The following is a 7,223-nucleotide window of genomic DNA, read 5'->3' on the forward strand; positions in this document are numbered from 1 at the left end:
AAGCATGAAAACAAATTTTATTATGCTTTTAGAGATAATAATAGATTTTCAAAAGAACACAGTGACTATTTAAAAAGTAAAAAATATACAATAGAAAATTATAAAAAACTAAAAGATAAGTTTGGAACTATAGTTTATATATCTAATCAAGATCTAGAACCAATTGATATTTATAAAATGTACAAACAAAGATGAGAAATTGAACTAGTTAACAAGTTTTATCAAGATAACTTGAACCTTAAAGAAGTAAATAAAAAGAGTGATATTTCAATTTATGGAGCAGAATTTATTAAAATGCTTTCTACAATTATTGGTTATAGAATAAAAAATAAATTCGAAGAAAGAGGTATCTTAAATGAAAAAACTTTTAGTGAAGCACTAAAAGTATTTAACTCTTATAAAAAATACAAAATAAATATTATAGGTGATTCTTGAATAGTTGGTAAAATTTCAAAAAAGGATGAAGAAATGATTTTATCTTGTCTTATATAGTGTATATTTTTGGAATTCTTTAGTTAATAAAGTTTATAAGGTCAAATAAAAAATCTTTTCTAAGTTTAAGTTAGAAAAGATTTTAGTTTTATAATCATTTATTAAATACTTTTTTATATCCCATCTTAGTTAGTTCAGCTACAATGAAATATCCACTAAGTATAGCTATTGCAATTGGTAAGAATACTCAACCTGGAGTGTTTAATTGAATTAAACTTCCTAAATTTGTTTCTTGAACAAATGTAATGAATATTGCTATAGCAGTTACTAATGTAGCGATGGCATAAATTGGTCATGAAGAACGACTTTTTACTATTGTCAAGTGTTCTGTACGTAAAACTTGGAATACTAAAGTTTGAGATAATAACCCAATTAAGAATCAACAAGCTTGGAATTGAGCCATATACATATTAGCATCACCAGCATTATTAGCAATTGCATTGTTATAACCAGTTACAAATCCTAGAGCATATCCTGCTATTGCAAATGTAATAAGGTCGAATATTGAGCTGACTGATCCATTTATTATCGTGAATGGTAAGAGGTCTTTTGAATTCCAACGCTGTGGCATTTTTAAGAATGAAGCATCGACATTATCCATAGATACTCCAAATTGAGAAAAGTCATAAATTAAGTTTTGTAATAAAATTTGAGCTGGAGCCATTGGAGCAAATGGTAGTCAAACAGTACCAATTAAAACTGATAAAGAGTTACCAAAGTTTGAAGCAGTTGTGATTTTGATATATTTTAAAATATTAGAAAAAACTGTTCGTCCTTGGATAATTCCTTTTTCTAATACTAAAAGCGATTTTTCTAATAGAATAATATCACTTGCATCTTTTGCAATATCAGTTGCATTGTTAACTGAAATTGCAACATCACTTTGTCTTAAAACGGGTGCATCATTAATACCATCACCCATATATCCAACAACATGATCATTTTGTTTTAAAATTTGAATAATTTTAACTTTTTGTAGTGGGTTTAATTTTACAAAAATATTATTATTTTCTACGATTTTTTTTAACTCATAATCACTAGCAGCATCAATTTCTTCACCAGTTACTAAACCTTTAATTTGTAGATCTACCATCTTACAAATAGCTCTAGTAATAGGTTCATTATCTCCTGTTAGAATTTTTAACTCAACACCATATTTATTTAATAATTTAATAGTTTGTTTTGTTGAAGGTTTTGGTGTATCTAAAAATGATGCAAATCCCATAAAAATTAAATTTGTTTCATCATCAGCAGAAAATCTATTTTGATTTTTTTTGATAACTTTATAAGCAACACCTAATAAACGTTTTCCTTGTTTATTAATTTTTTGATAGTATGTTTGAATTTGTCTTTTAACAGCTTCTGTTAAATTAACAACTTTTCCATCTTGTAAAACTTTAGAACATGAGTTTAAGATTTCTTCAACACTACCTTTAGTAACCATTGTTCTTTTATCTTTATCATCATCAAAAATAATTGTTAATTTTCTTCTATTAAAATCAAATGGTATTTCATCTATTTTAGTTATATCTTCCATAGAAAAGTTATGTATATGTTTTTTAACATAATCAACTATAGCTTTATCCATAGGATTTTTTAATCCTGTTTGATAGTAACTATTAATATATAAATATTTCAATAACAACGGATCAGCTTTTTTATCAACTGTTAAATAATCAATAAGTTCAATTTTATCGTTTGTAAGTGTTCCTGTTTTATCAGTACATAAAACATCGATTGCTCCTAAAGATTGAATAGCTTCTAATCTCTTAACAACAACTTTTTGTTTAGTCATTCTAGAAGCTCCATTAGCTAAATTGGTAGTAACTATCATTGGCAACATCTCAGGAGTTAATCCAACTGCAACAGCTACTGCAAAAAAGATCGCTTCAAATCACGGATTATCTTTTATAGTATCAAAAGTACCTTTTGCAGCAACTATTCCAATTATTGATTTTGTTAAATATACTGTTGGAACCATTACCAACATAAAAATTAACAATAATCTTGTTACTCTTTTAATACCTTTTGTAAAACTTGAATCAGGACGTTTTTCCATAATAGTTTTACTAATTGTTGAAAAGTAAGTATCATTTCCTGTTGCTAAAACAATAGCAATAGCACTACCAGAAACAACGCTAGTTCCTGTATAACAAATATTTTCCAAATCTAAAATATTATTTGTTGAATATCTATTTGTTGCGTGTTTTTCAACAGGCATAGATTCACCAGTTAATGAAGACTGATTGATGAATAAGTCGTTTGACTGAATAATTCTAACATCAGCTGGTAACATGTCTCCACTTGAAAGATAAATTAAATCACCAGGTACAACTTGTCTTACATCTATTTCTTCACCTAATTTAATTAAGTCTAGTTGATTCTTTTTAGTAATTTTTAAATAGTCGTCAAGTTCATCATCATACTTGTGTCTGATAATGTTTGTAGTACTTCTAACAATAGTTGCAATTCTTTTAGTTACAAAATGACTTCTCAATGATTGAACAAATGAAGCAATACCACTTGCTACAACCATTGAAATTATTATGATTCCTCCTACTAAATCAAAGCTTGAACTATTATCTGTATCTTGTCCAAAACCATTTGTTCCATATGAAATAAAGTTATATAATGCAATTAAAATTAAAACAATATTAAATGGACCAAAAAACGCACTCATAAATTCTCTAAAAATACTGAAGTCTTTTCTTTTTAATTCATTGGTTCCGTATTTTTTTAATCTTGTTTCATATCCATCATTAGTTAATCCAAAGTGTGATAGATTCATCACTCTTAGAATTTCAGACTGATCTAATGATGAAATATTTTTTATAAATCTTTCATTTCTAAATTGAGCAGGTTTTTTTTGATTTTTCAGCTTTCTAGGAGAGTATTTTTTAGTTGTAAATTTAAACATGTTTCTACTCCTTTTCAAAGTTAGCTAAACTATGTTATAAATTAGTTACTGTACATTAAAAGTGGTATAACTTATAACATAACTTAGCTTTATATTTTTTAGTTTGTTGATACTATGGGACTCAGGATTTTCATCTAATTTAATACAAATAGTCATAATAAAGTCCACCACCTTTGCTTCTTAAATTATACTTTAAAAATTTCTAAAAATTAAGTTATAGTTAGGTATAGATTTAAAAAATGGTAACTATATAAAAAAAGTAAAACCTAAATGGAATTTAGGTTTTAATTAAGATTATTGAAATTTAAATGTAATAGTTACAGGATCAGAAATATAATCGTATTTTATTTTGATTGTGTATTCTTTATTTGATTTGAATTCAAAGTTTAATTTGTTAGTTTCATTTTCAATTGTTAATTGTTGTTCTACACCGTCAATTTTAATTGATTTTAATTCTTTATGAGCAATTGTTCAGTTGAATAATTTATCAAAAACAAATACTGATTCTGAATTTTTATTAACAATGCTTTCAACTAATTTAGCTTCACCAAAGTTTGATATTTTAGCAGTTAAGTAGTCTGCTCTTTTATCTCAAAGTGGTTGAATGATATTTTGGTTATCTTTGTCTGCAAAACCAATGTTTTTCATAACAACTTTGTTATCAGCAAGTTTATTTTCTATACTTGCTATATTTCATTTACTTAAATCAGCACTAAGACTTACTGCGTTTCTAAACATTGCATCCATATCTTTTACATTTGAAGTATCTCAACTAGAAATATCACCATCACTAAAATGGCTAGCACCATCAAACATTTGTTTCATATCAGTTACTTTAGAAGTATTGAAGTGAGAAACTTGTTGATTGAAATTTGAAGCTTGTCTAAACATATGATTCATTCTTGTTGCACTTTGGGTATTTCAATTTGAAATTGAAGTATTAAACACTTTTGTTTCTTCGAACATACTGCTCATATTTTTTATATTAGAAGTGTCTCAAGCAGTATATTCTTCTTCTCCTTCTTTTCGAACTATTTTAGTATTTATATCTTGATTAAATGCTTCAGTTTTTTTAAACATACTTTGAGCGTTTTCTAAACTTTTTGTATTTCAATTAGAAATATCACCATTAAATGCTTTTGCATCATGGAACATATCTTGCATATTTTTAACGTTAGATACATCTCAAGTATTTAAATCTTGGTTGAATTTTTTAGTATGAGCAAATAATAACTCCATATTTACAATATTCGAAGTTGATCAATGTTCAATTCCTTCTATATGATCATTTTCATTATGTTGGAAAGCTGCTTTTAAACTAGTTATTCTTCTTGGTAAGTTAATAGGAACTTTTCTAATAGTATTATCAAAATTTTTAACTCTTCATGTGTCAGTTAGTTTTTCATAGAAATAACCTATTTGAGTACATTCTACAGGGACTATTTTACCGTCAATTTGTTCATATCTATATTTATGTTCAGCTTCACTTCTTTTTCCAAAATCATGAACAACTCCATAATCAAGCTTAATTTCTTGTTCTTTATAAGTAACTATAAATTCTCCATTAATTTTTTGTGATTCTTCATCTTGTTTTAACTTTTCACTAGATTGCTTTGCTTTATCAAAATTAATTTGTATAAATGTTCTATTATTTAATACTTTTTTTAACTCTTCTTCATATGCTTTTTTTACATCTGCAAAAGTATGTCTAGCATCAAAAGTATTTTTGATTTTTTCATCTCAAATATGATTTATTTTAAGAATTGCATATTTTGTAAGTGGAATTTTAACTGTTCCTTCATATTTTGAATCTTCATTAGCTAATAAAGTCGCCATTTCACTTTCTTCATCAATAGATATAGTGATTTTATTAGAGTCTAAATTAGAGTTTTGATTTGATAGCTCATCTAAAAAACTTCTAATTGATTGATCAAAATTATTTGTAATATTTATTTTTGAAATTGTTTCATCTGTTATTAAATCTTGTAATCGACCGATTTTTTTAATTTTAATTTTAAAACTAGCTATTCCAGTATATTTAGAACTATCTTTTGCTTTAATGTCAACTTCTTTATTTTCAAATCTAGTTATTTCAATTTGTTGTTTATCAAATTCACTATCTTTAGTTTTTATTAAAGTTTCAATTGCAGATAATGTATGAGATTGATCTAGTTCATCAACTTCTAAAATTTTTTCAGAACTATTAAAAGCTTGATCAACAACTGAACTTAGTTGAGGTTTAGTAACTTCTTGATTAACATTTATTGTAATAGTAGCCTGTCCCTGATAATTAGGATTTTCTTCACTAATATTTATATTTACAACATTATTTTCAATACTTGTTATTTCATCAATAGTAAGTTCTAGATCTGATGATATATTTTTTAATTCTTCATTTATTTTTCTAAGAACTTCTTGTTTATTACCACTTGAAACTTGTATTGGTTGATTAATTTGACTAAACAGTTCACTGATATCTTGTTTTGAATGAGTTATACTATCGTCTATTCTAGTTTCACTTTCTGAATTAGCATTTGATTCAGTAATTTCTTTAGAACCAAAAAATAGTGGGTGATCATTTTTTAAATCTATTTTTACTTTATTATTTTCTTTTGTAATCTGAGTTGGTTTAATTTTTTCAGATTCTGAAGTAATTTCTAATCTGTTGTTAATTATATTTGCAAGTTCATCTTTTGTTTTTCCTAAAATTTTATCAATTGTGAAATTTTGTAATTCTAAAACATGTTTTAGATCTATTTTTTGATTTGCTACATCAAGGTTGATGATTTTAAAGTTTCTGTAATGTGGAATTCCTAATTTTTTTGTAAATGAACTTAAGTTTTTGATTTTATTAATCACTTCATTATCAACTAATTTAGATAACTTTTCTATAACATCTTGATTTGTTTCTGAAGGTATAATAATAGCTCTATGATTATTTGTAACTATAACTTTAACGTTTGGTAATACAGTTTGATACATTTCTTTATCTAATTCTAATAATGCTTGTTTAACATATAATGTACTAGCTCTTTTAACTTTTAAATCTTCAATTTTAATTACACTATTTAAGTCTTTTGAAAAAACATATTTTCTAGTAAAAAATACAGTTGTTGCTGTTGCAACAGTAGATCCAACTAAAAAACTAGATAAAATAGTTAATAATTTTTTCATTTAATACGCCTCGCTTTATGCTTTATTGATTATATTTAAGTTTTTTTATCTTTTTTAGATAAGTATTGTTATATACTATTTAATTTTATTTTAAAAACTAACAAAAAACAAGACATGAATAAACCCTCTGGAATATCAAACAAAATGATACCTTACCAATTATATGTTTTGGATCCAAAACATATAATTGGTAAAGGAGGTTAGAATGTTTACTATTTTAGACAATAAGTCATATGCAGAAATTAAAAAATGTATATTAGATATCTTTGCAAAGGATCCTAAAAGATCATGTTTATCAATAGCAAAGCAATTTAATAAATCTGTTTCTACTATAAAAAGATATAAGAAAGAATATCTTGATTTTATAAATACCGGAAAGGAGATAATACTTTCTCATAAAAATGTAAATAACAAGAATGCGCAAAAATATAGTGATGAAACAATATACAACTTGGGTGAAGTTTATCAAGGAGAAATGAAAATAACAGGAGGAGAGAACAATAACAGTAGTTGTTCATTTTTGACGTTGAAAAATTATCATAGTTGTTTAAAAGAAAAATTTGGTTATAAGATTTCATATTCTAATTTAGATAAAAGATTAATAAAACAGGGTTTTGCTAGTGCATACTGTAAGAGAAAA

The 7,223-nt window shown here is 25.5% G+C and carries 4 protein-coding genes; 2 read left to right on the forward strand and 2 right to left on the reverse strand.

Features of this window, described 5'->3' with window-relative positions:
• Window positions 1-492: transposase (locus AB668_RS01440; protein WP_050517306.1), on the forward strand; the 492-nt coding region annotated here is incomplete at its 5' end.
• An 88-nt stretch (window positions 493-580) separates the two neighbouring features.
• Here AB668_RS01440 and mgtA read toward each other — a convergent pair.
• Together mgtA and AB668_RS01450 are read right to left on the reverse strand one after the other, a co-directional pair.
• Complete coding sequence (gene mgtA, locus AB668_RS01445; RefSeq protein WP_050517307.1) at window positions 581-3,409, reverse strand: magnesium-translocating P-type ATPase; 2,829 nt, start codon at window positions 3,407-3,409, stop codon at window positions 581-583.
• Window positions 3,410-3,703: 294 nt separating this feature from the next.
• Window positions 3,704-6,583, reverse strand: coding sequence for a BspA family leucine-rich repeat surface protein (locus AB668_RS01450; RefSeq protein WP_050517308.1), 2,880 nt, complete (start codon window positions 6,581-6,583; stop codon window positions 3,704-3,706).
• A 205-nt stretch (window positions 6,584-6,788) separates the two neighbouring features.
• Between AB668_RS01450 and AB668_RS01455 the strand changes: the two genes are divergently transcribed.
• Window positions 6,789-7,223 (forward strand): hypothetical protein (locus AB668_RS01455; protein ID WP_050517309.1); only part of this gene is annotated, 435 nt, incomplete at its 3' end.

Source organism: Mycoplasma sp. HU2014 (assembly GCF_001199495.1).
Taxonomy (GTDB): Bacteria; Bacillota_I; Bacilli_A; order Mycoplasmatales; family Mycoplasmataceae; genus Mycoplasma.